At 51.3% G+C, this 26,304-nt stretch carries 24 protein-coding genes; 12 read left to right on the top strand and 12 right to left on the bottom strand.

All coding sequences use genetic code 11. The features are described from left to right. The first annotated feature begins 65 nt into the window (after nt 1–65). Together SAQUA_RS06525 and SAQUA_RS06520 are read left to right on the top strand one after the other, a co-directional pair. Nucleotides 66–404 (top strand): MbeD/MobD family mobilization/exclusion protein, encoded by a 339-nt coding sequence (locus tag SAQUA_RS06525; protein ID WP_380671831.1) that lies wholly within the window; start codon nt 66–68, stop codon nt 402–404. 66 nt (nt 405–470) lie between these two features. Then, nucleotides 471–917: a DUF1198 family protein gene (locus tag SAQUA_RS06520; protein WP_380671829.1), complete on the top strand. Its 447-nt coding sequence runs from the start codon at nt 471–473 to the stop codon at nt 915–917. 12 nt (nt 918–929) lie between these two features. On the opposite strand, the gene SAQUA_RS06515 is transcribed toward SAQUA_RS06520, so the two are convergent. After that, nucleotides 930–1,937 (bottom strand): helix-turn-helix domain-containing protein, encoded by a 1,008-nt coding sequence (locus SAQUA_RS06515; protein ID WP_380671827.1) that lies wholly within the window; start codon nt 1,935–1,937, stop codon nt 930–932. Between the two features lie 151 nt (nt 1,938–2,088). Here SAQUA_RS06515 and SAQUA_RS06510 point away from each other — a divergent pair, with 151 nt between their 5' ends. Beyond that, nucleotides 2,089–3,144, top strand: a complete 1,056-nt coding sequence (locus SAQUA_RS06510) for an alpha/beta hydrolase family protein (RefSeq protein ID WP_380671825.1) — start codon at nt 2,089–2,091, stop codon at nt 3,142–3,144. 378 nt (nt 3,145–3,522) lie between these two features. On the opposite strand, the gene asr is transcribed toward SAQUA_RS06510, so the two are convergent. Next, nucleotides 3,523–3,810 (bottom strand): acid resistance repetitive basic protein Asr, encoded by a 288-nt coding sequence (asr, locus tag SAQUA_RS06505; RefSeq protein WP_380671823.1) that lies wholly within the window; start codon nt 3,808–3,810, stop codon nt 3,523–3,525. A gap of 241 nt (nt 3,811–4,051) precedes the next feature. Between asr and SAQUA_RS06500 the strand changes: the two genes are divergently transcribed. Next, nucleotides 4,052–4,384, top strand: coding sequence for a YqjD family protein (locus SAQUA_RS06500; protein WP_404413163.1), 333 nt, complete (start codon nt 4,052–4,054; stop codon nt 4,382–4,384). Here SAQUA_RS06500 and SAQUA_RS06495 read toward each other — a convergent pair. Next, nucleotides 4,347–5,555, bottom strand: a complete 1,209-nt coding sequence (locus SAQUA_RS06495; RefSeq protein WP_404413008.1) for an IS256 family transposase — start codon at nt 5,553–5,555, stop codon at nt 4,347–4,349. The two genes, SAQUA_RS06500 and SAQUA_RS06495, sit on opposite strands and share 38 nt — an antisense overlap. A gap of 60 nt (nt 5,556–5,615) precedes the next feature. On the opposite strand from SAQUA_RS06495, the gene SAQUA_RS06490 reads away from it, so the two are divergent. After that, a complete protein-coding gene (locus tag SAQUA_RS06490; RefSeq protein ID WP_380679788.1) occupies nt 5,616–5,684 on the top strand; it encodes a glycine zipper domain-containing protein in 69 nt (22 codons plus the stop codon). 72 nt (nt 5,685–5,756) lie between these two features. Here SAQUA_RS06490 and SAQUA_RS06485 read toward each other — a convergent pair whose 3' ends face one another. Beyond that, entirely contained in the window at nt 5,757–7,184 is a 1,428-nt protein-coding gene (locus tag SAQUA_RS06485; RefSeq protein ID WP_380679716.1) for a PLP-dependent aminotransferase family protein, read from the bottom strand. 124 nt (nt 7,185–7,308) lie between these two features. Here SAQUA_RS06485 and SAQUA_RS06480 point away from each other — a divergent pair, with 124 nt between their 5' ends. Both SAQUA_RS06480 and SAQUA_RS06475 read left to right on the top strand, forming a co-directional pair. Beyond that, nucleotides 7,309–7,740, top strand: coding sequence for a carboxymuconolactone decarboxylase family protein (locus SAQUA_RS06480; RefSeq protein WP_380679719.1), 432 nt, complete (start codon nt 7,309–7,311; stop codon nt 7,738–7,740). A 164-nt stretch (nt 7,741–7,904) separates the two neighbouring features. Next, nucleotides 7,905–9,497 carry an ATP-binding protein gene (locus tag SAQUA_RS06475; protein ID WP_380679722.1) on the top strand — a complete coding sequence of 531 codons (1,593 nt, stop codon included), beginning with the start codon at nt 7,905–7,907 and terminating at the stop codon, nt 9,495–9,497. Between the two features lie 132 nt (nt 9,498–9,629). Here SAQUA_RS06475 and ompL read toward each other — a convergent pair whose 3' ends face one another. The 8 genes from ompL to yihU all read right to left on the bottom strand — a co-directional run bounded on the left by ompL (nt 9,630) and on the right by yihU (nt 20,156). Next, nucleotides 9,630–10,325 (bottom strand): porin OmpL, encoded by a 696-nt coding sequence (gene ompL, locus SAQUA_RS06470; protein ID WP_380679725.1) that lies wholly within the window; start codon nt 10,323–10,325, stop codon nt 9,630–9,632. Nucleotides 10,326–10,609: 284 nt separating this feature from the next. Further along, on the bottom strand, nt 10,610–12,046 hold the full coding sequence (locus SAQUA_RS06465) for an MFS transporter (protein ID WP_380679728.1): 1,437 nt from the start codon (nt 12,044–12,046) through the stop codon (nt 10,610–10,612). A gap of 281 nt (nt 12,047–12,327) precedes the next feature. Next, complete coding sequence (locus SAQUA_RS06460) at nt 12,328–13,719, bottom strand: MFS transporter (protein ID WP_380679731.1); 1,392 nt, start codon at nt 13,717–13,719, stop codon at nt 12,328–12,330. 78 nt (nt 13,720–13,797) lie between these two features. Further along, nucleotides 13,798–15,837: an alpha-glucosidase gene (locus tag SAQUA_RS06455; protein WP_380679734.1), complete on the bottom strand. Its 2,040-nt coding sequence runs from the start codon at nt 15,835–15,837 to the stop codon at nt 13,798–13,800. A 55-nt stretch (nt 15,838–15,892) separates the two neighbouring features. Beyond that, on the bottom strand, nt 15,893–17,236 hold the full coding sequence (locus tag SAQUA_RS06450; RefSeq protein WP_380679737.1) for an L-fucose/L-arabinose isomerase family protein: 1,344 nt from the start codon (nt 17,234–17,236) through the stop codon (nt 15,893–15,895). A gap of 27 nt (nt 17,237–17,263) precedes the next feature. Continuing rightward, nucleotides 17,264–18,307, bottom strand: coding sequence for an aldose epimerase family protein (locus SAQUA_RS06445; RefSeq protein ID WP_380679740.1), 1,044 nt, complete (start codon nt 18,305–18,307; stop codon nt 17,264–17,266). A gap of 47 nt (nt 18,308–18,354) precedes the next feature. Continuing rightward, the gene (locus tag SAQUA_RS06440) at nt 18,355–19,218 is read right to left on the bottom strand and encodes a ketose-bisphosphate aldolase (RefSeq protein ID WP_380679743.1); all 864 of its coding nucleotides are present in this window, start codon (nt 19,216–19,218) and stop codon (nt 18,355–18,357) included. 47 nt (nt 19,219–19,265) lie between these two features. After that, a complete protein-coding gene (gene yihU / locus SAQUA_RS06435; protein ID WP_380679746.1) occupies nt 19,266–20,156 on the bottom strand; it encodes a sulfolactaldehyde 3-reductase in 891 nt (296 codons plus the stop codon). Nucleotides 20,157–20,382: 226 nt separating this feature from the next. On the opposite strand from yihU, the gene SAQUA_RS06430 reads away from it, so the two are divergent. The 5 genes from SAQUA_RS06430 (at nt 20,383) to proX (ending at nt 26,174) form a co-directional block, all read left to right on the top strand. Then, on the top strand, nt 20,383–21,279 hold the full coding sequence (locus SAQUA_RS06430) for a sugar kinase (RefSeq protein ID WP_380679749.1): 897 nt from the start codon (nt 20,383–20,385) through the stop codon (nt 21,277–21,279). Nucleotides 21,280–21,315: 36 nt separating this feature from the next. Further along, a complete protein-coding gene (locus SAQUA_RS06425) occupies nt 21,316–22,116 on the top strand; it encodes a DeoR/GlpR family DNA-binding transcription regulator (protein ID WP_380679791.1) in 801 nt (266 codons plus the stop codon). Nucleotides 22,117–22,661: 545 nt separating this feature from the next. Continuing rightward, on the top strand, nt 22,662–23,864 hold the full coding sequence (gene proV / locus SAQUA_RS06420; protein ID WP_380679794.1) for a glycine betaine/L-proline ABC transporter ATP-binding protein ProV: 1,203 nt from the start codon (nt 22,662–22,664) through the stop codon (nt 23,862–23,864). Further along, complete coding sequence (gene proW / locus SAQUA_RS06415) at nt 23,857–24,978, top strand: glycine betaine/L-proline ABC transporter permease ProW (RefSeq protein ID WP_380679752.1); 1,122 nt, start codon at nt 23,857–23,859, stop codon at nt 24,976–24,978. The genes proV and proW overlap by 8 nt, the downstream gene beginning before the upstream one ends. Nucleotides 24,979–25,172: 194 nt before the next feature. Further along, the gene (gene proX / locus SAQUA_RS06410) at nt 25,173–26,174 is read left to right on the top strand and encodes a glycine betaine/L-proline ABC transporter substrate-binding protein ProX (RefSeq protein WP_380679755.1); all 1,002 of its coding nucleotides are present in this window, start codon (nt 25,173–25,175) and stop codon (nt 26,172–26,174) included. The last annotated feature ends 130 nt before the right edge of the window (nt 26,175–26,304 follow it).

Here is a 26,304-nt window from a genome sequence, read left to right as displayed (position 1 = left end):
GTGAGCTTATGAGCGGTTTTCGTTATACTGCAGACCATTATTGAGTGCCGCAGAGGATCGAACCCATGACTATGCGTGAACTGGAAATCCAGTTTCAGAATGCAATGAATGAGTTGCAAGCCAGCTTTGAGAAGCAGCACCGCGAATGGCAGCAAGGCTATCAGGTTTTGCAACAGCAGTTGGCGGAAGCCAAGCAGCGTGAAATCGCGCTGCGCATGCAGAATGAACAGCTGGTACACAAATTGAATACGGCCAGTTCGGTGCCGGAACAGCATGCTCTGGTTAAACAGATCAAAATGCTGGGCGCACATCTGGATGCTCTAGCAAAAGACGCAGCCACCTTCAATCACCATGTCAATAATCAACAGCGGACCGCAGGCAATTTCAGCGGCGAGCAACACTGAAAATTTCAGCGCTGTGCGCAGCGTTTCTGCCAGCCACTGGCGAACCAAGACGGTAAGACATCATAAATGACATGGATCATCATCGCCGCCCTGATCGTTGTATTTCTCATTGGTTATCGCATTCTCACTTCAGATACCCGTAAAGCGATAGACTCGCTGGCACATTTGCTGAAAGTAAAGCCGATGTTGGTCGAATCAATGTTGCAGGAAATGGGCAGCCGCCATAGCCAAACGTTTATACGTATGCTGAACAATGGCTATACCGAAGAGATGCACCAAGCGGCGTATTTGCTGTTCATCTATCTGACCTTTATCAAACAGGCGGATGATGAACAGATAGGCCTGTGGCGTGAAACGCTGCTGCGCGCTGGCTTATCGCCGGAACTCCATGCCGAGCATACCGAAGCGGCACTGTTTTACTTTGCGGATTTAGAACTGGATGCGTTTGAGCTGGCACAGTTCCGCCGCGCCTATAATGAGCGCTATAACCGCGATGCAATAGCCAACTGGTGAGGCACTTGTTTGTTATGGATCCACTGGGTGCAATTTACGCCACTCGCTTGGGCTCATTCCCTGGACACGCAGGAATTCGCGGTTAAAGTTGGATTTGGTGCTGAATCCCGCTTCCAGCATGATCTCGGTAACCGGACGATCGCTACTGCTTAACCATTCCGAAGCTTGCTGAATGCGCAGTTGATTAACGTATTGCGATACGTTCATGCCAGTCTGCTGATTAACCGCCAGCGAAACTTTCCTGGCTGGCAGCCCCACTTTACGTGCCAGCCGGGCAAGATTGAGGTCGGCTTCAAGATAAAGGTTGTCCTGCCGCAACCGCTGTTCAACCTGCCCGAACCATGATTCTGCCTGCTGCTGATCCTCTTTGTTCGGAACTTCATCATCGGCGAGAGTATCTGACGTATTTTGCGAAGCACCGGAACGGCTCAAGGCCAGACAGATACTCGCCATGACCAAAATGTTACCTACCGTGGCAAGCAATCCCGCATGCCGGCCAGCAAAAAGCCAGAAATCCAACGCAATACCAAACTCAGCGATACCGCAAGCGATCAGCAGCATGCCTAAACTGCGCCACAATCGAATACTCAACCAGCTTTCGGTCAATCGGACCTGTTGAAGACAGTTTTCCCCCCCGCGCACATAAAACAGCACTGCCGCCCCGTAAGCCAGATAACAGACCACAATCGTAATATCCAATACAAAAGGAGCCCACAATAGCGCCATTGCCACTAACAGCATGGGTAGCAGGTGCAGTCCCGCGCGCCAACCCAAACGGCCTTTGGCAGTTACCTGCAACGCCAGATACGTCAGTGAAGGGATCATCACCGCACCCAAAGGTTGCAACATATTCAACTGATTAAATTGATAACCGTAGCGTATTCCCACCAACAGACCCTGCCAGGCACAAACCAGTAACAGCAGTTGACCAATGCCGTAGCGGAGCGAAGGCCAGCCAAGCCGCCACAGTAAGGCCAGGCAAAGAAGGCTGAATAAAAATGAGAGCGGTATTAACGGCATCGTTACGTGTTTTCACCAATAGATAGAAAACGACCAGTCTAAGAGTGGAAACACGCTAAAACAATCAGTTAACGACCTTGATCGCGATCCAGGTCGCGAAAAGCGTCTTTCCTCGCCACCCTCTCCTCATCTAATCCATGAGGAATGAAAGATGAAGAAATGGTTCGTACTGTTAATTCTGTTTAGCCAGTTGGCTAGCGGTGCATCACGCTATCAGGTTGCTACGCAAGAACGCGCTTTCTATAACGATTCGCGTACACTCTCCAGCGTTATTTATTACCCCACCGAGAGTCAGCAAACGCCGAAAACGGTAGGAGCAAGGCCGGTTTTTGACGGTATTGAGAGCCAGCCAGACGCAACGCCAGCCAACGGCGCGTTCCCGCTGATTATTTTCAGCCACGGTAGCGGCGGGAACAGCTACAGTCAGGCATGGCTGGCTAAGGCGTTGGTTGAACGAGGGGTTATCGTGGTCGCTGCCAATCATCCGGGTAGTACTTCAGGGAATTCAATACCCGCTGAATCGGTAAAATTGTGGCTGCAAACCCAGGATATTAGCGCGCTGATTAACGCGGTCGTGCAAGATCCGCAATGGCAGCAGCGAATCAACCACGATGCTATTGGTGTCTTGGGCCATTCCAAAGGGGGATATAGCGCGATTGCCAGCGTGGGCGGTAGAGTATCACTGCAGGATTTTGTCGCTGGTTGCCGGATAAATCCACACTCACCCAGTTGCCAGTTTTATACCCAGGCTAACGTCAATTTGGCAACACTGTCCGCTAAGGCGTTTGATGCCAACTTCACCGACAAGCGCCTGAGTTTCGCTATTGCACTGGATCCCGGTATGGTGCCTTATCTGCAACCGAATAGCCTGCGCCAGCTCAACGCACCGTTACTGATCGTGGCACCAGAACATTTTCGTGCTGATACTGCGGAAGCTAATCTGGCAGGTGCCAGTCTGGCGGCCTTTAGCGGGAAATGGCCGATTGATGCGTTAACATTGGCCGGAGCCAATCACTTTGACTTTTTACCGACCTGCCCTCCAACAGCACTTCAGTGGCTAGCGGAAGAAGGGGAAACTTTTATTTGTGCCTCTGAGCGTTCACAACGGGAGCAAGCACATCGGCAAACCATCGCTGCCGTTCTGGCTTTTATTCAACCGTGGCTAACCAATCACAATAAAATAGGCACCGTACACGCACCTCTTTAGAGAGATATAAAGTGCGCCAGTGCATTGAGGCAAGAAACGGTGTTCTGGCGAAGTTGAACAACAGTCAGAGAAAACTGTTGGTCAGGAATAATTCCCAGGCAGCCAACAGACCACAAAGCGCTACAGCACTGAAGATCACCTCAAACAAATATACCCTTCATACTTCAAGTTGCTTGGGTGTTGGCTGCGCTTACTCACCCCAGTCACATAGTTATCTATGCTACTGGGGCCTCGTAAGCTTGCCGCCTACAAGCAACTCGAATTTTTTTGGGTATAGCGGTTAATCATGATGGCATACCCCTAAAAAAAGACACCCGGGGAGCCGGGTGTCTGAGTAGTGCACCGATGACGCGGAACTCTATAGCTCCACCGTTTCACTTATTTTGCAGCTGGAGCAGCGGCTTTCTTGCTTGACTTGTGGTGTTTTTTAGCTGCCTGGGCTTTTTGCTCTGGAGCTTTCTTGCTGTGTTTTTTGGCTTTAGCAGCCTGAGCTTTTTGCTCTGGGGCTTTTTTGGTCGCTTTTTTATGATGAGTTGTTTTAGCTGGGGCCGCAGTTGTAGTCGCGGTGGTCGCAGCCGGTGCTGGCGCAGCTGCAGTATCAGCAGCGAAAGCAACAGAAGACAGACCCATAGTGGCAGCAACGATCAGCGCTAATACTTTTTTCATTTTTAAATCCTCAGGGAGTGTTTTATCGGTAAGCCCCGGTTGGGACGTTGAAGAGATAATAAAGGAATCAATTATGCGCTTCCGTGAGTGATTGGTTTCACAGAGTAACCAAATGTACAACGTTTGCGGTTCTCATCGATCCAAGGTCATGCATGCCGAAAATGTTTACGCTTGCAATGTCACCAACACAATATTGAGAATGGTCTATGCTTAACAGATGTGTGCCAAAACGGAGAGTCGAATGTTGAGTAAAACTGAAAAAGCAGAACAAGACATCGATCAGGACGTAATACTGTTAGCTGATACGCTGGATGAAGTATTACGAAGCTCCGCTAGCAAGACTAAAGAAGAGCTGAGCGAACTGCACAGCAAGGCAAGAGGGGTGTTACTCGATGCTCGTTCACGCCTTAACGGTAGTGTCGGCCTTACACAACACGTACGCGAAGTAGCCGATCACGCCGACAGCTACGTTCGTGGAAATCCCTGGCAGGGTGTTGGTATGAGCCTGTCCATAATTCTGTGTAACTGCCAACCTATTAAAGGTGACCGTCTAAGCGGTCACCGAACTCGATAATAAAACGACTCATCGCCAACCGCCAGTTCTGGATCGGCATACTCCATTTTTTCGACGCCGCCTGGATGGCCAGATAAATCACTTTTCTCACTGAGTCATCTGTCGGGAACACTTTACGTTTCTTTATCGCCTGACGGATCACGCTGTTCAGCGATTCTATGGCGTTGGTCGTGTAGATCGCTTTGCGGATATCCGCGGGATAACCGAAGAACGTGTTGAGATTTTCCCAGTGAGTACGCCAACTCTTGCTGATTTGCGGGTATTTTTCATCCCACACACCCGCGAACTTGTCCAACGCCATCAGTGCCGCTTCCTCTGTCGGGGCCTGATACACCGTTTTCAACCCGCTGGTGACCGCTTTGTAGTCTTTCCACGACACGTACTTCAGGCTGTTACGCACCATGTGGATAATGCACAACTGGATGTGGGTTTGCGGATAGACGCTGTTTATCGCCTCTGGGAAGCCCTTCAGGCCGTCTACACAGGCAATCAGGATGTCCTGAAGCCCCCGATTTTTTAGCTCGGTCAACACGTTAAGCCAGAACTTGGCCCCTTCATTTTCTGCCAGCCACATGCCCAGAAGTTCTTTCTGACCCTCGGTATTGATGCCCAAGGCAAGGAACACGGCCTTGTTGATGACGCTGCCATTTTGACGCACCTTCACCACGATACAGTCAAGGTAAACAATGGGATACAGTGAGTCCAGTGGCCGGTTTTGCCACTCGGTAACCTGCTCTTTAACGGCATCGGTGACTTTGGATATCAGCGTGGGCGACACGTCGGCATCGTACATCTCCTTGAACGTGGCGACGATTTCCCTCGTCGTCATCCCTTTGGCATATAAGGATAAAATCTGGCTGTCCATCTGCGTGATACGCGTCTGGTTTTTCTTTATCAGTTGGGGCTCAAAGGAGCCTTCACGGTCACGGGGTGTATTCAGTTCGAACTCACCATCATCAGTGAGCAACGTTTTAGACGAGTAACCGTTACGGGTATTCGAGCCTTTTTTAGGGGTATTTTTTTCATGACCGAGGTGGTCAGTCAGCTCGGCATTCAAGGCAGTTTCGACGGTGAGCTTGGTCAACATACGAGAAAACGCATTGAGATCGGCTTCTGTTTTAATGCCTTTGGCCAGCTCAGCAGCGAGTGCCTTAAGTTTCTTTTCGTCCATAATTTGCCTGTCTCCATTGTCAGGAAGAACATATCAAAAACAGGCAATTACACAATTTAAATTACAGTCTCTGTTGGTATCGGTGCCGCCGTTGGCATCGTACTCGGCTTCCTGCTTGCCCGGCGTTAGACACCCCATGCAGTAACTTTAAGAAATACAGATGCGCGTCTGGCCCACGGGAAACCGTGGGCCTTTTACGTTTTAACGTTCAAGCACCGCCGCCAAACGTGCAACCGCACTTTCTACCTCACTAAAGCTGATGAAGTTGGCAAACCCCATCAGCAACCCATTACCCGCAGGGGATTGCCTTTGCCACTGCGACAATGCCTGTAGCGCCAATCCCTGCTGCCAAGCACGTTGAGCCACTTCGCTGTCATTCAGTTCTGCGCTTAAATGGGCGAGCAGTTGAATACCGCCAGCCTGCGATGCCACTGTCAGAACATCTCCGAGCCGTTGGCTCAGTGCCAGAGCCAACCATTCGCGCCGCTGGCGATACAACTGCCGCATTCGCTTAAGATGGCGGTAAAAATGCCCGCCCTGAATAAAGTCAGCGACGCCAGCCTGCATCAATGGTGGGCATCCACAAATGCGAAGGTGACCCTGGTTTTCAAAATTCGCCACCTGATCTGCCGGGACAACCAGATAGGCCATACGAAGTGCCGGGAACAACGTTTTGCTGAAAGTTCCGGCGTACAGCACCCGCCCTTGACGATCGAGGCTTTTCAATGGGGGCAACGGTTTACCATGGTAACGGTATTCGCTGTCATAATCGTCTTCAACAATCCATCCCGCATTGCGTTGCGCCCAATCCAATAGAATCATGCGCCGTGCCAGGCTAAGAGTGACGCCGAGTGGGCTCTGGTGAGTCGGCGTCAACACAGCCATACGGGCTTCAGGCCGGGTGGCGATCCCGGCACTGATGTCCATACCTGCATTGTCTATCGCCACCGGTTCGGTTTTTACCCCTGCGGCGGCAAATAGCGGCTGAGTAACCGGATAACCCGGGTCTTCCAGCAATACCGTATCCCCAGGCTGCAGTAACGTACCGATAATCAAATCCATCACGGCCTGATAGCCTGCACAAATAAAGATTTGTTCAGGATCGCAGACAATGCCACGGGAAAGATGCAAGTAGTGAGCAATTGCCTCCCGTAATTCCCATAATCCTTTTGCCGGAGGCAGTGTCAGTGAAGCGATAGTCGTGCCACGCAACTGACGGGCAACAATGCGTTGCCATAGCGCGCGAGGAAAGGCATCCAGCGCAGGCAACCCCAGTTGAAAAGGTAGGTTCAGTCCAGCAGGATAAAATGCGCAAGGCGCTATAGCTGGCAATGTTGGCTCAGTAATCAGGGCGCTACGGTGAGGCACATCCAACAGTTGTGCTGAAACAAAAGTGCCCGCCTGCCCACGGCTTTGTAAAAAACCTTCGGCAATCAGTGCCCCATAGGCATTCTCTACCGTCGCACGTGCCACGCCAAGGTCGCTGGCCAGTCCGCGCACCGAAGGCAACCGGGTATTGGCCACTAAGCTTCCCTGGACAATTGCATCTTTGATACGCAGATAAATCTGCCGGTATAAGGGGGCAGCAAGTTGGTTATCCAACCGCAGAGCAGCAAACATCTGGCGCATTATGACCTGGTTAAATAATCATTTTATGGCCCTATAGTATAGGTCATAACTTGGCTAAAGTAGCGCCCATGCACTTAGTGCTTTTCCCATTAGACTGTTACTGTCCATTACCCAGAGGTTATGCATGATCACCCAGCGTTTACAATATTCCGAGCTGTCTCCCGCACCCTATAAAGGCATGTTGAGTGCTTTGAACGGGTTGGAAAAAGGTTCACTGGACAAAACATTAATCGAGTTGGTATTCATGCGCGTTTCGCAGATTAATGGCTGCGCCTATTGCCTGGAAATGCATGGCAAGGCACTAAGAGAAGCCGGTACCAGCAATACCAAGATTGATACTTTGTCTGGTTGGCGTGTTAGCCATGAATTCAGCAGCGCAGAACGTGCCGCACTGGAATGGGCTGACGCAGTCACGCTGATCGCCGCTACGGGAGCACCAGACAATGCCTTTGAAACACTCAAGCACCATTTCAGCGATGCAGAAATCAGCGATCTGACCTTTGCCATCAGCATTATGAACGCATTCAATCGCCTGGCGGTCAGCATGCGGCAATAATCTTTTAGGGGCGGGTAAGTGCGTGAACAAAAATACCTCACTCCGCCTGCTCCACGTTCATAGTGCCGCCGATAAGCCCACAGCTTGATCCGAAGCAATATTATTACCGGGGTTTCCCATGGTAGGGTAAGCCCCTGTGAAAAACGCCAGGATAAACGGCAGCCATGCGGATAAAGCTCTCTTTTCAAATCAAGCTGTTTCTATGTCTGGTGGCCTTTTCCAGCGTGTTACTGTCACTGATTGGGGTTTACACCTATTACCAATTGGATGCGCAGCTACACCGCGATCTGGGGGCTCGGGCACAGGTGCAGGCGCGTGGGATTGCGCTGATCCCAACGCTGATCGAGGCGGTAGAGAATAAAAATACCAATGATATTGCGGCGTTGATGAAGAAAATCCGCGCTAGCAGTGATGCCAGCTATATCGTGATCGGCGATCGCCATACGATGCATCTTTACCATTCCGAACATCCAGAACGGTTGGGTAAACCAATGGTCGGGGGGGATAATCACGAAGTTCTGCAAGGCAAAAGTATTATTTCTATCCGCCAAGGCGGCATTGGCATTTCATTGCGCAGCAAGGCACCGATTCTCGATGCCAATAATCAGGTTATTGGTATTGTTTCTGTTGGCTACCTTAAATCGCACATCGATAGCGTAAACTCCCGAACCCTGACGCAGATTGTTGGCTCTATCGTTCTGTTGTTAATGGCTTTGTTCATTTTTTCCTGGCTGTTATCGACAAACCTGAAACGCCAGATGTTCTCATTGGAGCCGAAAGAGATTGCGCTGCTGGTGCGCCAGCAAAAAGCCCTGTTGGAAGCTATTTATGAAGGCGTGATTGCGGTAGATCCTCAACTGCGCATTATTACCATCAATCATGCTGCCCGCGAGCGCCTGGATCTCCACCAACCGGTCAGTAGCCTGTTGGGGCTACATATCAATGAAGTGATCAAGGCCCAACCCGACTTCTTTGCTGTTCCCCAGTTGGCGCAGGACACACATGATGAAGTGTGCCGCTTCAACCATGTCAGGGTGATTGCCAGCCGGGTACGTATTATGCAAGATGATCAACCGCAGGGCTGGGTGATCAGCTTCCGCGACAAGAACGATATCAATACCCTCAGCAGTCAACTGAGCCAGGTGAAACGTTATGCCGATAACCTGCGTATCATGCGTCATGAACAGTTGAACTGGACCGCTACCCTCGCCGGTTTGTTGCATATGCAGCGCTATGATGAAGCGATCCGCTATGTGGAAGCCCAGTCTGAAGGTGCTCAGGAGATCCTCGATTTTATTTCCCAGCGTTTCAGTTCCGCTGCACTGTGCGGCCTGCTGATGGGTAAATATGCCAGCGCACGTGAAAAAGGTATCACCTTACGCTTCGATCCGGCCTGTCAGTTGCGTCAAATCCCGGCTGCGCTGAATGAGACCGAACTGATGTCGATTATCGGCAACCTGCTGGATAACGCCGTCGAGGCAACCCTACGCTGCCCCGCACCACATGAGGCGGTAGAACTCTATATCAATGACAGCAGTAAAGAACTGGTGATAGAAGTTGCCGATCACGGTGCCGGTATCGCCCCGCAGGTCCGAGATACGCTATTTGTTCAGGGCGTCACCACCAAAGAAAAAGGTGACCACGGTATTGGTCTGCACCTGGTGGCCAACCACGTTGCACAGGCGGGTGGTGGCATTGAAGTGTCGGATAATGACCCGCAAGGCGCTATTTTTTCACTATTTATTCCAAAAAATTAGGCAGTATCCCTTAATGGCACCAGCAAAGAGTCGTGGCCAAAAAAGGGATACCGCCCGCCAGCTATTTTGATACTTAAAAATTTTTTACCCGGTCAGTTTGTATGACCGGGTTTTCCGGCTGAATACTGTATATCAGAAGGTATAACGCACCCCCATGCGAATACGGTACTGCTCTTTGTTGTAATCATTCCAACGGTCCAGCCATTGCAGCTCTACATAGGGCATCCAATGCGTATCTATTTTATAACTGAACTTGTTGGTGACTTCCCAATGATGGCTCTTGCCATTCTTGCTCTGGAAATCATTCACTCGAATAAAATAATGAGGCTCAAACGTATAATTCAGCTTATCGGTGACGTTAAAATTCCAGTAGCTGGCAATTTCATGGGTATCATTGCGCGCGGGTTGCCCGTTAAAATCGATTGAGTCATAGTTATTACGGTTATAACGGTAACGTACCGTCAGGTTGAAAAATGGCAGAAACTTATAGTTGTTGTCCACGTAGAGTGCACCGCCGGAACCCGTTCTATTGGAGTTCACCAATCCGCCTGTGGTAACTGTCCATTCACTCGTTGGACGAAACAGCGGGTACCACCCCTCCAATTCGTTAAAGCTATGCTCAATCTGATCATACTTACCAATATTATAAGAATTAGTGGCCATCACCCCCGCACCGCCATCAAAGTTATAACCACCACGCAGGGCGATTTCGCTTAATTCAGAAGCTGTGTTATAGGCATGACGAGCCTCCAGATAAGCTCTGCCCGCGTGGGCACTTATTGATGTTGCAAATGCTGGAATTAACAGAATTGAATATATTTTTTTCATTACTCATCCCTAATCAAGAAGGTATTATTATTTGTTGCAGTACATTAGCCTTGATAAAATCGCGAAATCAAGTACTCCACATTGTTCTTTTAAAAAAACTCAAAACCATTTAATTAACATTTATAAACACATCAGAAATCGTATATACCATGCTTAATTTTAATTACACAAAGGCGCGCAACTGACCTACGCATAATTTGAAACATAATAGACGCGATGTGTGCGTGAGTCCGTCAGTATAAAAAACACACTGACAGCTCACATTTATAGAATATTCCCTACAATTAGGTTTCTTTGACTATTTTCGCATCAAATATTGGTTCAAATTCCGGATTATTATTCAGAGTACCTTTTCTCATATTAATATCCGCTATTATTCGCATAAATAGTTGTTCATCTAACTTATAGAAAGCCCCCATCATAACGGCGGCAGACATCGCTAATACGCAAGGGTAAATAAAGATTAACTGACGCAGTCCTTCCAATACCGCCGCTGATTGCTCGACGTTCGGAATATAACCAATTTGCGTCAACATAATGCCGGGTAATAAACCTGCCAATGCGGCAGAGATCTTGCGGGAAAATGTGTACCCAGTATAAACCGAACCTTCTGCGCGAATACCGGTCTTCCACTCACCGTAATCAACAGTGTCCGGTACCAACGCCCAGTTAAGGCTGTTGACGAACGCCGTACCGAAGAACGCCATGCAGGAAAACGCTACGAAAGAAATCGAGCTATCGCCCCAGGCATAGTTGAACAGATCGCCCAGGCACCAAAGCAACAAGCCGCCAAGATAGACGCTCTTCTTGCCGAAGCGTTTAACCGCCGCCGGGACCATCAGCACACCAATCAGAATACAGCCCATGCTGAAGAAACCCATGTAAGCAAGCAAATGGATATCGTGCAACACGTACTGGGTGTAATAAACCTGGATCGCCAGTTTGATATTAAACGCCGCCAACGTACACAGGTTGGCGATACACAACACCAACAGCGGTGGGTTTTGGAAAATGGCGCGGAAGGATTTAAAAATTCCCGGTTTATGATGTGCGGGAACCACATCAACATAGCGTTCCTTAACGCCAGCATGGCACCACCACATGCAAAACACGCCCAAGGTGGCAAATACAACGGCGGCAACCAGATACCCTATCTCTGGCGATGATATGAACAACATTTGGATCGGCACAAAGCCTACGGTACACAGCAACAGGCCCAGCGTAGCGCCCCCTTGCCTAAAAGCAGCCAATTGCGCACGCTCCTGTGGGTTTTTGGTGATTGCTGGCACCATTGCCCCATAGGCGCAGTTCATCAGGCTGTAGAACAGACCAAACAGCATAAACAACACGGTTGCCAGAACGGTTTTGGTATTCAGGCTGAAACTGCTATTGAGAAAGTTTGCCACTGCCAGCAATCCCACCGGCAATGAGGCGTAAAAAATAAACGGTCTGAATTTGCCTTTGGCACCGATATTACGCCGCGAATCTAGCAGCACGCCGGTCAATATATCAGTGAAGGCGGTAAAGAATTTGGCAATCAAAAAGATCACCCCGCCATAGATTGCCGGCAGCCCCAGAATATCGGTATAGAATTTCAGCAAATAAAGTGTGCCAATACACAGCATCAGGTTAGAGCCGAAGTCCCCCATTCCATAGGCAAACTTTTCGCGCAGTGGCAGCCGCAGCGTAACGGGGTTTTCGTAGGGTGTAGAGTTAGCCATCTGACAGGTCCTTATTATTGTTTTAACCCGTTTATACCCTTCATACTTCAAGTTGCTTGGGTGTTGGCTGCGTTACTCGGCCCATGTCGGGCCTCGCCCCTTCGGGGCCGCTGAAAGCAGCGTTCAAATCTACCAAGCGGATTTGTCGTTCACCCTAGTCACATAGCTTATCTATGCTCCTAGGGTTTCACTCAGTTGCCGCCTACAAGCAACTCGAATTATTTTGGGTATATCCATTACGTTCATGGCCTGCCATAAACGGGTTACAGGTTATTATCTTTTTACATTGCCGGGCTCACCGTGCGTTTTCTGTCCTCCAGCTCACCAACGATCTTGAGATAATTTTTCTCTGTCAGGTGATAGAACAGCCCCATGGTTAATGCGGTCAGCACCGCAAGCCCACATGGGTAGAGGAAGATCAATTGCCGCAAGCCTTCCAACGTTCCGGTGCCTTGTTCCACATTCGGGACGTAGCCGATATAAGCCAGCATCACCCCAGGGAAGAAACCCGCTAACCCTTGAGAAACCTTACGGAAGAAAGTGAAGCCGGTATAAACCGTGCCCTCGGAGCGCACGCCAGTTTTCCATTCACCGTATTCCACGGTATCCGATACCAGCGCCCAGTTGAGGCTGTTGACGAAAGCGGTGCCAAAGAATGCCAGGCAAGAGAACAGTACGAACAGCGTTGAGGTACTGCCCCACATATAGTTCATGGCGTCGCCGAGGATCCATAATGACAAACCGCCAAGATAGACATTTTTCTTGCCAAAACGCTTCACAACCGTTGGTACCAGCAGCACTCCGAGCAGGATGCACCCCATGCTGAAGAAGCCCATATAGGACAGCAAGGTGATGTCGTTAAGCACGTATTGGGTGTAGTAAATTTGGATAGCCAGTTTGATGTTGAACCCGGCCAGCGTACACAGGTTGGCTACGCATAGAACGAACAACGGTTTGTTGCCGGTGATCGCCTTAAAGGATTTCAGCAGGCCCGGTTTTGGCGCGCCTGGTTTCGGGATCTCGACATAACGTTCTTTTACCCCGGAATAACACCACCACATGCACAGCATCCCGGCGAAAGCGAAGATTGACGCAGCCACCAGATACCCCACCTGCGCACGGCCTTCAAACAGCGACAGGATCGGCACAAACCCAACGGTACACAGCAGCAGCCCCACCGTTGCTCCCCCTTGACGCCAGGCGGCCAACTGCGCACGCTCTTGCGGGTTTTTAGTCATCGCCGGAACCATCGCGCCATAGGAGCAGTTCATCATGCTAAAGAACAGACCAAACGCCATAAAGATCAGTGTGGCAATCACCGTTTTCATGGTGACGTCGAACGAAGTACCAATGAAGTTGGCCACCACCAGCAATGCCACCGGCATCGAGGCATAGAGGATAAATGGCCGGAACTTGCCTTTAGGACCAATGTTGCGCCGGGAGTCCAGCATCAAACCAGTACCTATATCGGTAAACGCAGTGAAGAAACGCGAGATAAGGAAGATCACCCCACCCCACGCGGCTGGAATGCCCAGCACATCGGTATAAAATTTCAGTAGATACAGGGTTCCTACGCATAACAGCAGGTTGGAACCGACATCACCCATGCCATAGGCGAATTTCTCACGCAACGGCAGTATCAGTTTGACCGGATCCTGATTGGTTTCACTCATGGTAATTCTCCTTGGAAAACAGCTGTTCCCAGAGATGGCCGCCACTACCAGGTGGCAATAGCGGCTGACAATAGGTAATTACAGTGCGCGAAGAGAGGCAAACAGCTGCGCCCACTCACTACCCGCCCGATAGAACACCGGCGGTTGGCCCATTGGTGCGGCGACCGTTACTTCTCTGCCACCGTTGCAGGGTTCACCGGTCCACAGATTGATCCAGCTATCCTGTGGCAGATAGAGCGTCCAATCGGTGCGGCCCTCTTCATGTACTGGTGCCACCAGCAGATCACGACCAAACAGATACTGGTATTTCAGGCTGTAGGTATGGGTATCGTCTTCATAGTGCAGGAACAGCGGACGCATCACCGGTAAACCCGATTGGGCGTTGAGCGCTACTGCCTGTTTGATGTACGGCTTGAGGGTGCTGAACACCTGGCTCATACGCGCAAACTGACGAATAGTTTCCACATCATGGTCAAACTGCCAGTTATCGTCTGGGCGGTTACCTTCATGGGTACGCATCAGCGGTGTAAAGGCGCAGAATTCGCACCAGCGCATCAACAATTCCTTGCTGCGCTTCATATCGAACAGTGTGGTGTAGCCACCAATGTCGCTATGGTGTAAACCGTGGCCAGTCATCGCCAGCGACAGTGCAGCCGGGATCACCGAGGCCAGCCCGTCGTCCAGGCTCCAGTCGACGTTCTGGTCGCCCGCCCACATCATCACCGAATACTTCTGGCTACCGGTGTAACCAGCACGCATAAAGAACAGGATCTCGCCCAGTTTGCCGCTTTCTACCAGTGCGTCGTAGTTACACTTGGCCCACAGCGCGGGCCAGGCGTTATGCATGATTTCTGCATCCACACCGTTATGCATCACGGTATCGGTGGGCAGGTATTCACCAAAATCGGCCATCCAACCGTCGAGGCCGAACTCGATCAGGTTCTTTTTGATGACGTTTTTGTACCAGTCATATGCCTCAGGTTTGGTAAGATCCACCACGCCTGCATAGAACTCGCCAAATTCGACCTGATAATCGTTGCCGCTATGATCTTTGGTCAGATAGCCATGTTCAGCGGCCTCGGCATACAGCTCTTTCTCGATGGCCACGTACGGGTTGATATAACCGAGAAAGCGCACGCCCTGTTTTTTCCATTGCGGGATACGCTTATCCAGATCCGGGTAAAGTTCGCTGTCCCAGCGCCAGTTCCACATCAGGCGTTTGCCGAAAGAAGTGATACGGCGGCCTTCCCAGTCCTGTGCCCAAATGCCGCTGACTTTGACGCCATGTTCACGCATCAGATCCAGCTTCTGTTGGCAGACTTCGGTTCCCCCTTGAATACCGAGGATCACACCGTCGTACACCCAGTCAGGCAGTTCAGGTTGGCGGCCCAGCAGGGCGGTCAGCTTCTCTAACAGGCTGATATAGGTGCTGGCGCAGTCAAAACGCAGCACCGCCTGGTCCTGCCAGATCGCCAGTTCGTGATAGGCTGGGGCAGAAAAATCAAAGTTCATGTAGCAGCTGTTTTCAACATGGCAGTAGTACTTCTGACTGCTGACGAACGTCGGCTGCGGGAAGAAGGTCCAGTAATAATCACCACCGGCATTCTCTTTACAGTCAGCCTGCCAGGTAACAAGACTCTGCTTGTTGCGGCCAACCCCCTGTTCGCTGGTCCATAGTGGAAAAGGCTTTCCGCGCAGATCGAAATAGGAAAACTGCTCGCCGCAACCATAAACGTGATCTTCTGGCTGAGCAGCCAGCCGCAGCCACATGCGGTTGTTGTGCTCATCGCCGTTGCGCAGTTGCATCTCCAAGCGCCCCGCGCTATCTGTGCCGATCTGTAGCGTGCTTTGTGCCACGTCACCGCGGCTGAAACGGATAAGCCAGCCACCAGCCTGCGGAGTAATGCTGGCCTCTGTCAGCGCCAGTTTTTCACTGAGTTGATCTTTGATGCTGAAGTTGCCGCGGAACATATCAATATCCGCCTTGCCACGCCCGATCCACAGGCAAGGTGCCTGGGTACTGTGTTGTAGCAGCACTCGGTTTTGAAATGTCAGCGTGAATCCATCTTGGTGCTGCGTCAGTTCCAGGCCATGCAGGCCGCCTTGCTGAGAAGCCATGATCCATTCTCCAAAAGGTTAATTAGCGTATTTTCCCCAAGCGTTTGCAGCAGGCTCAGGTCAGTTCAATCACGTCCAGGCCAAGCAGATTGGCGACTTTACGCAGTAGCGGTCGGTGTTCGCCGTAAACCAGTGAGGTGTGATGCTCCATGCCCGCCGCTATTAGCCGTTGGCGGTAAGTGTCGGCATCCACGTCCAGCCGTGCGGTCCCTGCAGTGCCGGAAAAAGCCAGCGGGGCTTTGATCATCTCGCCACCCGCCAGCATCAGGCGTAGCTTGCCTTCGCCCTGAGTGATGCGGCATAGCGTGATGCGCCCCGGTTTGAGGGCAAATTCAGAAAGCAGTGGGAGTTTGCGATTAGAGTGAATGGTGGCCTGTACCGGGCCATCGCGATCGGCCATTTCGATCGGTGCCTGTCCACAGTGCCAGAACACCACACTGTTATCCTGCGGATCGATATCCACCAGATCCGTATTGAACGCCGCATTGCCCGATGCCCACTGCGCCATCAGCGAAGAGAGCACACCAAACATGTCGGCTTCACAGCCGCAAGGCACTTTGTCTTCGTTCATCAGCGCCAGCGCACCGCAGGCGGCACAGCCGTAATCGGTGAAAAAGTCCGGCCAGCAGCGCACGGCAATCCCGGTGTAACCTTCGCGCTGCGCTTTTTCACGCAGGGCAGAATAAACTTTGAGAGTTTTACGGGTGGCGGTCTGGTCCATCTCCGCCAGGTTGGGGAAGTCTTTGGCACGGCGCGCGTAAGGTGCATCGGCCATGCTGTCGGGCAGCGCTTTCACTTCGTCGATAAACTCCAACACCGGTTGCCGGGTGATTTCGACACCAAACTGATGCTTCAACTGTTGCTGATTGTAGTTACAGGCGTCAAAACCCAGCGGGTGTTCGCCAATCACCATCACCTTGGCCTGTTTGAAACGTTTGACTATCGCTGCCGCCTGCGCAAGCTGCTGCAGTTCATTAACTACGCGGCTGTCGTCCGGCAAACCATGTAAAGTTTGTACGTTGATCGCTTCACGGCTCAGCGCATGGCAAGCCAGATTCACACCGCAGAATGAGTTCAGACGTAAACGGCCACCGGTGCGCGCCTCAGGGAATGACCACATTGCCGTCGGCACTGGGAAATCGCGCACCACTTCCAGAGTGAGGGAGGCATCGGTAAAGGTCACCTGTAAAATCAGCAACAGGTCGAGATCGGCCTGTTTGAGCGCGGGTAACATCTGCAGTGCAGATTCGGCATCAAACTGCAACGCCGGTTCCCCAACCAGTTCAATATCCATGCCCTTGAGCACCTGCCAAGCCTGTGCCAGCATTTCCTGCGCGTAGGGAACATCAAAGGTCGTGCGGCCCAACGCCAGCACGCCGACTTTTGCTTTATTTTTCATTTTATTACTTCCAGTAATCGAATAAATCTAGGCCACGGTACTGAAACGGTGCTCAGTCCGGCTGTGGTATTTTTCCCCTGGGCGCAGCACAACATTGCCGAAATGGGCATGGTGAATGCTGTCTGGGAATGCCTGTGTTTCGAGGCAGAGGCCGGAAAAAGCCTGATAACGATGGCCTGCCTTGCCGTTCCAGACCTTGTTGGAAAGTTTGAAGGCGTTATAGAACTGCATACCTGGCAGCGAGGTATGAACTTCCATCACGCGGCCACTCTGCGGGCAGATAAGCGTCGCGGCGGGATGCAATTCTCCCTCCCCCGGCTTCAGCACATAGTTCATGTCAAAGTCCTGCGCAGGCCGATGCAGCATGGCATCCCCCAGGCGACGGGCATTGCGGAAATCAAAGGCCGTTCCGGCCACCCGGCGGATTTCACCGGTTGGCAGCATGGTGGCTTCGTCTACTGGCGTAATAAAGTCGGCTTCGATCTTGAGCTGCTGGTTGTGGATCAGGTGCGTATGCCCCTGCAGATTGTAGTGGCTGTGATTCACCAGATTGACCAGCGTCGGTTTATCCGTTTCCGCTGAAAAGCTCAACGTCATTACGTTGTCTTCGGTCAGACCAATCCGGTGGCAAACCCGAAGATTTCCTGGGTAACCCTCTTCGCCATCAATGGAAGTCCGACTGAACAGGATACCGTCACCATCTTCCTGCGCTTGCCAGACATATTTATCAAAACCCCGACGTCCTCCGTGCAGGTGCTGGCCTGTCGGCAATTCATTGGTGGCCAGCACATACTCCTGGCCGTCCAGGCTGAAGCGCCCGCCTGCAATACGGTTGGCACAGCGCCCGGCAATCGCACCGAAGAATGGGTGCCCGGCCTGGTAGGAGGCCAAGTCGTCAAACCCCATAACGATATCTTCTACCTGTCCGTGACGATCCGGCACCCAGAGTTGCGTGATAATGCATCCGTAGTCGGTGACACTCAGCCGCATACCGTTAGTATTGGTTAGTGTGAAAAGGGAGACGGCCTGCCCTTGATGCTCGCCAAAGTGCTGGCGTTGAATGGTTGTCATAATCTGCACCTTATGATCGGCGCGGCATCAAGCCGCGCAAATGAGGCTTAAAACTGCGCGGCTTTGCCGCTGCTGCCGAATAACCTGATTTTTTCGGCTACCTTGGCCTTCATCATTTCTCGGCCATGCCCAAGTGAAACCGCCAAGACGAACTCTTGCGGATCCTTGTCGAGTACCTCAGCCACCCCTTGGGTAAATGCCTGCCGCAGTTCGGTATCCACGTTTATTTTTGCTACCCCCAGCGTGACCGCTTTACGGATCTGATCGTCTGGCACACCGGATCCTCCGTGCAGTACAATCGGCTTTTTGACGATTTCACGGATCTCCTGTAAGCGCTCGAAAGCCAGCTTAGGTTCCTGCTTGTACAGGCCATGGGCAGTACCGATGGACACTGCCAGATAATCCACAGTGGTCAATTCAGAGAATTTCAGTGCCTCATCACAGCTGGTGATCAGCGCATCTTTTTCATCCACCGAAATGTCATCCTCGGTACCACCAATCTTGCCGATCTCACCCTCCACACCGATATTCAGCACATGGGCAACATCCGCTACGGCGCGAGTGACGCGAACGTTTTCTTCGAACGGCAGATGTGAGCCGTCGAACATCACCGATTGGAATCCTGCCTGCACTGCCCGCATGGTCTGCTCAAAACTGCGGCTATGATCGAGGTGAATACACACCGGCACCGTAATGTCGTGCATGAACGCGTCGATCATTTTTTTCATCGGTTCCAGCCCCATCACACTGATCACTTTCTGGCCGACCTGGATCATGATTGGTGCCTGTTCCTGCTCTGCCGCCAGCAAAATGGCGCGAATGGTTTCAGCGTTATGTGCGCTGAAAGCGCCGATGGCATAGCCGTTTTCCCATGCATGCTGGATCATGGTGTTACCGGATAAATAAGGCATTTTCTCTCCCCTTTGCGCGCTGAATATCAGGCGCTTGTGCAATAAACTTACTTAGTGTTTGCCCTGCCAGAAGCAAAACGAACCTGCTCCAGAATGGCACTCCAATCCTGTCTGCCGCGCCCGCTGGCACGCGCCTGGCTGTAAACTTCACGTGAAGCGGCCCCCAGCGGCATCGCAACGTGCAGCTGATTGGCCACATCCAATGCGATACCCAGATCCTTATGTGCCAGATCGATCATGAAGGCCGGGCTGAGATCGCCTTTCAGTACCTTGTTAGGCCAGGTGGTGGTGAAATGGCCTTTACCTGCCGGTGTGCCGCTCATCACCTTTAGCGCTACGTCGAACGACAGCCCCAGAGCCTCACACAGCACCGCAGCCTCTGCCGATAGCGCATTCAGGGCGATGCTCATGTAGTTGTTGATCAGTTTCACGCGGATCCCCATACCTGGCCCACCGGCATTAATCAGCTCCGACCCCATCGCCATCAACACCGGAGTCGCACGTTCAACCTGCTCGGCGCTGCCACCAGCCAGGATCAGCAATGTGCCAGCCTGCGCATGATCTGAAGTGCGCCCTACCGGCGCATCCATCAGGCTGAAACCACGCTCCTGCATCTCGGCAATCAAGCGATCGGTTTGCAGCGGATGGATGGTAGACATATCAATTACCAGGGCCTGCGGTGACAACGCGGAACACACGCCTTCAGTACCGAACAGCACTTCACGTACCAGATCGCCGTTAGGCAGCATGGTGATAACGAACTCGGCATCCACTACCGCCTGTGCTGGACTGGTGGCACCTTTAGCCCCTTGCGCTACCAGGCTGCTGACCGCCACAGGGCTAATATCAAAAACGTTCAGCCGATGTCCCTGCTTAATCAGATTGCTGGCCATCGGCGCGCCCATTTGCCCTAGCCCGATAAATGCGATCTGTGCCATGGTGTTCTCCTGTTGGTTATGAGTGTCATCTTTGCGACAACCACCCGGTAACAATTAAGACCGTTTTTGTCTGTTTTTGATCGTATTTGTAATTTATGGTCAAAAAATTGACATTCATCACTCTTTTAACATTTAAGAAAATTAAAATGGTCGCATCGTGATCGAACGCCACTTTTTAGTGAAAAGCGTTTTGGCAACAGCAGATGAACAACAAGGAAACCAGACTATGACTCGAATCGCCTGTGTAGGTATTACGGTTCAGGACCGCTTGTACTACGTGGAGAAACTGCCTGAAGGTGGCGGTAAATATGTGGCGACGGATTATCGGGAAATCGGCGGAGGCCCAGCGGCAACCGCAGCCGTGGCGGCCGCCAGACTGGGGGCTAAGGTAGATTTCATTGGTCGCGTTGGGGACGATAGTACCGGGCAGACCTTGCTGGAAGAGTTGGCCGGTTATGGCATCAATGTCAGTTACACCCGCCGCTACCCGCAGGCGCGTTCGTCACAATCAGCGGTGCTGGTGGACGCACAGGGTGAACGCATTATCATTAACCATCCCAGCCCAGATTTGCCGCAGGAAGCCAGTTGGCTTAACCAAATCGACTTCAGCCAATATGACGTGGTACTGGCAGACGTTCGTTGGCATCAAGGGGCTTTGACCGCCTTTACCCTAGCCCGGCAGGCAGGCGTTACGACCCTGCTGGATGCCGATGTTACACCACAGGATATCCGCCCGCTGGTTAATCTGGCCGACCATGCGGCGTTCTCCGAACCGGGTTTATTGCGCATGACAGGAGAAACGGATGTGGAATTAAGTCTACGCTGCGCCAAAAATGACAAAAACGGACAAATCTATGTCACAAAGGGGAAGCATGGCTGTTTCTGGCTGGAAAATGGTCAACTGAAACATCAACCGGGCTTCAAAGTGAATGTGTTGGATACCACCGGTGCCGGAGACGTTTTTCATGGGGCATTGGCGGTCGCACTCGCTGGTAATAAGGATGTTGACCAGGCGGTACGTTTTGCAAATGCCGTTGCTGCGTTGAAGTGTACCCGCCCTGGCGGACGCGCAGGCATCCCCGATTGTGATCAAACAGACTCTTTCCTGGCCAGTTTTGTATAAAATGATCAACTGATGTCAATATTAAGAGAACTGAACATGAGTCTGACTGAACTTACCGGCAACCCACGCCACGATCAGCTGATTCAGTTGATCGCCAGGCGTGGCTATATGAACATCGACGAACTGGCGCAATTGCTGGAGGTCTCAACGCAGACGGTAAGACGCGATATTCGTAAGTTGAGCGAGCAGGGGCTGATTACCCGTCATCATGGTGGGGCTGGCCGTGCCTCCAGTGTGGTTAATACTGCCTTTGAACAGCGGGAGCTCTCTTATACCGAAGCGAAAATCGCCATCGCGGAAGCCATCGCCGATTATATTCCAGACCGCTCCACTGTATTTATCACCATAGGAACAACCGTTGAGCATATTGCTCGGGCGCTAATGAACCATAGCCACCTGCGCATTATTACCAACAGTCTGCGGGTAGCGCATATCCTGTATAAAAACACCGAGTTTGAGGTCATGGTACCCGGTGGTACGCTGCGCCCGAATAACGGTGGCATCATCGGGCCAAGCGCGGTGACTTTTGTGGAGGGCTTTCGCGCCGACTATCTGATTACCAGCGTTGGCGCGATAGAATCTAATGGCGACCTGCTAGAGTTCGATGTGAATGAGTCCTGTGTGGCGAAAGCAATGATGGCGCATTCACGCCATATTCTTTTGGCGGCAGACCACACCAAGTTCCATGCCTCGGCAGCAGTAGAAATTGGCAATACCCGGCAGGTCACAGCGTTATTTACCAACTCGCCGCCACCTGCTGCATTGGAAACACTACTGCAACAGCAGCAGGTAGAGCTGGTGGTTATCCCAACCGACAGCGAAGAACCCACTCTTTGAGCAAGACTGTGCCTGGGGTTGAAAAACAAGCGTTTTTTCGCCCTACAGGCCCAGGCTGGGTTTACTTGCTCGCGTAGTGAAGTACTATTTGCCTAAATAAACGCCGCATATTACGGGAAATTGCCTACTTAACGTACCCCTATGCCACCAGCCGGTAACAGACATAAGCCTAATATTATTTCCACCGCATATCGCCGTCATCATTCACTGATTGCAAACAGTAATTAGCCGCTAATAATGCAGGTAATTATGCGCGATTAGGCGAGTTAAAAATGGTGATTGGCAGCAGAATGTAAGATGCAGAAAGAGCATCATATTACCATTAAAGGTTGTCTCAGAATGTCAGTGTGTTAGGGTATATGGTACATTTATTTTCTTCACGCTAAATTATTCATGCTGCGTCAAAGCGGCAATTTCTAGCCACAGAGAAAAACGAATGACGAGGCTGAGTGAAGAATGCCTACACACCTAAAAATTGAAGTGCGACGAGTATATTGGGGAATAGTTTATCATTTGATAACAGACCACAGGAAACAGAAAATTGCATGGCAATTAAACTCGAAGTTAAAAATTTATATAAGATATTTGGTGAGCATCCGGAGCGTGCATTTAAGTTGATCGAGAAAGGTCTGACAAAAGATCAGCTACTGGAAAAAGCAGGATTATCACTTGGGGTAAAAAACGTTACTCTGGCCATTGAAGAAGGCGAAATATTTGTCATCATGGGGCTTTCCGGCTCAGGTAAATCCACCTTGGTACGCCTTCTCAATCGTCTGATAGAACCGACCCGTGGCGAGGTGCTTATTGACGGCAAGGATATATCAAAAATATCTGATACTGATTTACGTACCGTACGGCGAAATAAAATTAGCATGGTATTCCAATCATTCGCATTAATGCCACACATGAACGTACTTAATAATACGGCATTCGGTATGGAATTAGCCGGTATTTCTTTAACGGAGCGCCAAGAAAAAGCACTTGATGCCTTACGGCAAGTTGGTTTGGAAAATTATGCCAATTCCTATCCTGACGAACTTTCTGGAGGAATGCGTCAGCGCGTGGGATTAGCCCGTGCGATGGCTAATGACCCGGATATATTGCTAATGGATGAAGCCTTTTCCGCACTCGATCCATTAATCAGAGCCGAGATGCAAGATGAATTAGTTAAATTGCAGGCCAAAAATCAGCGCACCATCGTATTTATTTCTCACGATCTGGATGAAGCAATGCGTATTGGCGACCGTATTGCCATTATGCAGGGTGGCGAAGTCGTTCAGGTGGGAACGCCGGATGAAATATTAAACAATCCGGCTAATGATTATGTACGCAACTTTTTCCGAGGTGTCGATATCAGCCATGTTTTCAGTGCCAAAGATATTGCTAAACGCCGCCCGGTTACCCTGATCCGTAAAACCCCAGGTTTTGGTCCGCGTTCTGCCCTGCAGTTACTGCGTGATGAAGATCGTAACTATGGGTACGTTCTTGAACGTGGGCAGAAATTTATCGGAGTGGTGTCGATAGATTCTCTTGAGCAGGCTCTGGTGGCAAAACAGACGTTGGATGACGCTTTGTTAGATGCCCCACAACCCGTTCCCGCAGATATGCCACTGAGTGAGCTGATATCTCTGGTCGCACAGGCCCCATGCGCTGTACCGGTAGTTGGCGAAGACAATAATTATATCGGGATTATTTCCAAAGGCATGCTGCTGCAGGCTTTAGATAAAGAGGGCCCAACGAATGAGTGATAATCAGGATCCATGGGCAACAGCTGCCGCACCCGCAAAAGACGTCCCGGCAGCAGAAGCTGCCACCAACAGCGATCCATGGTCAACCGCAGCGCCGGTAGACAGCGCTGCGCCCTTGGCTAGCCAAGATGCTGCAAATCAAGCCACACAGAGCGCCGATTGGCTTAGCAGTACCCCGGTTGAGCCTGAGCACTTCAGTCTGCTGGATCCGTTCCACAAGACCCTAGTGCCGTTAGATTCATGGGTGACTGAAGGTATCGATTGGATCGTGCTGCATTTCCGCCCACTATTCCAGGGTATTCGCGTGCCGGTAGATTTTATCCTCAGCGGTTTTCAACAGCTTCTGCAGGGTATGCCCGCACCAATCGCCATTGTGCTGTTCTCGCTGATCGCCTGGCAGGTGGCCAGCATGAGTATGGGGGTTGCCACGCTGGTTTCACTCATCGCCATCGGTGCCATCGGTGCCTGGTCACAGGCTATGGTCACGCTGGCATTGGTGCTCACAGCCCTGTTCTTCTGCATCCTGATCGGTTTGCCATTGGGAATATGGCTGGCACGTAGCAAACACGCCGCCAAGGTGATAAGGCCCCTGCTTGACGCCATGCAGACTACGCCAGCCTTTGTCTATCTGATACCGATAGTCATGCTGTTCGGCATCGGTAACGTACCAGGCGTAGTGGTGACGATCATTTTCGCCCTGCCACCGATTGTGCGTCTGACCATTCTGGGTATCAACCAGGTGCCAAAAGATTTGATCGAGGCCGCTGAGTCTTTCGGTGCCAGCCCGCGTCAACTGCTGTTCAAGGTACAACTGCCGCTGGCAATGCCAACCATTATGGCCGGAGTTAACCAGACTCTGATGCTAGCCCTATCTATGGTCGTCATCGCCTCGATGATCGCCGTTGGCGGTTTGGGGCAGATGGTACTTCGCGGCATCGGCCGCCTTGATATGGGGCTGGCTGCGGTGGGTGGTGTCGGTATCGTTATTCTGGCCATTATTCTCGACCGCCTCACCCAGTCGCTGGGGCGCGATCGCCGCAGCAAAGGATTCGGCCGCTGGTATACCCACGGCCCCATCGGACTATTGGTTCGTCCGTTCATCAAGAAAGCTTGATCGCTCTTCCCACCAGCGGCATACGGCTCTGGCGGGTAATATACATTTTATACTCAAAATAATTCGAGTTGCTTGTAGGCGGCAAGCTTGCGAGGCCCCAGGAGCATAGGCAAACGGTGATTGGGGTGAGTAAGCGCAGCCAACAACCAAGCAACTTGAAGTATGAAGGGTATATCAATAACAGAGGAATAACTATGCGCACCACAGGGATCTGGGCCGTTGCCCTTACCACACTGCTTGGCTCACAGGTTGCTTCTGCTGCTGATTTGCCAGGAAAAGGTATTTCGGTTCAACCGATACAAAGCACGATTTCTGAAGAAACCTTCCAGACGCTGTTAGTCAGCAAAGCGCTGGAGAAACTCGGCTATGACGTTAAACCAACCCGTGAAGTGGACTACAATGTGGCCTACACCTCCATAGCTGCTGGCGATGCCACCTTTATCGCGGTGAACTGGGATCCGCTACAGGCCGATCAGTACAAATCTTCCGGTGGCGATGAGAAGTTCTTCCGTGAAGGGGTCTATGTCGACGGCGCAGCTCAGGGTTATATGATCGACAAAAAAACTGCCGATCAGTATAAAATTACCAATATTGAGCAGTTGAAAGATCCAAAAATTGCCAAGCTGTTTGATACCAACGGAAACGGTAAGGCAGGTCTGACAGGCTGTGCGCCAGGCTGGGGCTGTGAGACGGTGATTAACCACCATATTGCCGCCTACGGTCTGGACAAAGCGGTGGAACAAAATCAGGGTAATTATGCGGCCATAATCGCCGATGTCCTCACCCGATTCAAAGAAGGTAAACCGGTGTTGTATTACACCTGGACACCTTACTGGATTAGCGATGTCCTGGTACCAGGACGTGATGTGGTATGGCTTCAGGTGCCTTTCTCTTCACTACCCGGTGAGAGCAAAGACTTGGATACCAAACTTCCGAACGGTGCCAACTATGGCTTCCCGGTCAACACCATGCGCATCGCCGCCAATAAGCAGTGGGCACTGGCCAATCCTGCGGCTGCCAAACTTTTCTCAATCATGAAGTTACCGCTTGCTGACGTCAACGCTCAGAACCTTAGAATGCATGAAGGGCAAGCCTCTGACGCGGATATTCAAAACCACGTGAATGGCTGGATCAAAGCTCACCAGGCCACTTTCGACGGTTGGATCAAGACGGCTAGCGAAGCTGCAAAACAGTAGTCACTGTAAGGGCGCACGTTGCCGCCCTTACTCATCTCTATCCTAGGCTGTCAATGGCGAAACGAGCGGACTACGATGAAAATTATACGTTGGTTTCATATTCTGTTCTGCCCGATACTCTGCACACTTT

This window comes from Serratia aquatilis (assembly GCF_044865145.1).
GTDB classification, from domain to species: domain Bacteria; phylum Pseudomonadota; class Gammaproteobacteria; order Enterobacterales; family Enterobacteriaceae; genus Chania; species Chania aquatilis.
Note: the sequence above shows the minus strand (reverse complement) of the source record. Positions and strands in the feature narration are given on the sequence as shown.